Source organism: Austwickia sp. TVS 96-490-7B, assembly GCF_019331795.1.
Classification (GTDB): domain Bacteria; phylum Actinomycetota; class Actinomycetes; order Actinomycetales; family Dermatophilaceae; genus Austwickia.
The window spans coordinates 1-1,401 of sequence record NZ_JAHPZL010000049.1 but is presented as its reverse complement, the minus strand read 5'-3'; the positions used below and the strand labels follow the sequence as shown (position 1 = coordinate 1,401).

Sequence of the window (1,401 nt, the reverse complement as noted above, 5' to 3'; positions counted from 1 at the left end):
CACCCCCGCCACCGACGAGGTCGCCGCATAAAACCACGGATCACCCGGTGACACCGCCAACGCCCGACCTAACGCCCACGCCCCCACCATCAACGTCACTGCCACCACCACCTGGCGGCGACGCCGACGCGCCAACGACTCCCGATGATCTCGCGTCACCGGCACCACCAGCGCAGCCCCGAAGAACGCCCGCAGCTCCCGGGCCGGCATCGACATAGCGACAGCGCGCCACCACCTGTCGAGGCGACCCACCATCGGACCTCCTCTCCTGGTGCGCTTACCCCTCACCCCATCACAGCCGCTGACGCCGCCCGCCACGCAAAGCCCAACAGGTCCGCTGAACGGGCATCGATCTGCGCCAACCGATCCCCGACATGCGCCGATTCCTCCTCCCGCCGATGCGTCACCTCACCACGACGAGCCCACGCCGCCACAAAATCAGCGGCATCATCAGCGACCCGCTCATCACGACCCATTGAGGCCACCCACAACGGTGGCAACCTCCGATCCCCCTGCCGGACCAGCCACAACGGTGACACCGCCGCCCGAGCCGCCCGACCGGCCGGGAACTCCGCCGCCCAAAACTGGCCATTGCCATGCCGGGACACATCAGTCACATCCAACAACGGCGCGGTCACCGCCACCCCACCGACCACCGCAGGGTCCCCGTCATCCAGCAACGCCGCCGACGCCGCGACCAACCCCCCATGCGATGCCCCACACAGCATCACACCCCCCGGACAGGTCACACCGCGATCCACCAGAGCCCGCGCCACTGTCAGCACATCCACCGCAGCGCGCCCCTTCCACTCACCGCTGCCCGCCTCATGCCACTGCGGACCAAACTCGCCGCCCCCGCGGACCTGCGCAGTCACCACCACCCCACCGGCCTGCACCCAGGCCGCCACCGTCGGCTCCGCTTCTGGCCAGTGCTCCACCCCAAAACCGCCGTACACGGTCAGCAACACCGGCCGGGCCGACCCGGACCGCCACGCCGGATCATCAGTGACGACATAGGGGATCGCTGTCCCATCCGGACCGACCGCCTCCGCCCGGACATGCCGACACCGCTGCGACACCGACCCCACCGTCGCCATCTCCACCCCAGTCGTTGTCGCGGCGTCCCATATCCGACGATGCATCTGCGACGGCGCCCCGGCCGATCGCGTCACCCACCACACCTGAGAATCCCCCGTCACGCCGACACTTCCCAGCTCCACCCCCAAAGCGCCCACCCACCACGGCTCCGCAGGGGCGCCCTCCGGCATCAACGGCACCAACGCGGCACACCCCTCCCGCCGTACGGCGGCCAGCAGCCGACCATCCCCATCGGCGTCACCATCTGCACCGCGCACCCCCACCACCCCGAGCAGGCGACCGGACGGCAACAACCACCGGCCA

At 70.0% G+C, this 1,401-nt stretch carries 1 protein-coding gene and 1 pseudogene; both read right to left on the bottom strand.

Annotation, left to right across the window (positions count from 1 at the left end; translation table 11 throughout):
- Positions 1–255: pseudogene (locus KEM60_RS16140) on the bottom strand (hypothetical protein); the annotation flags it as partial.
- A 29-nt stretch (positions 256–284) separates the two neighbouring features.
- The coding region (locus KEM60_RS16135; protein WP_219232481.1) for a prolyl oligopeptidase family serine peptidase at positions 285–1,401 on the bottom strand (1,117 nt) is incomplete at its 5' end.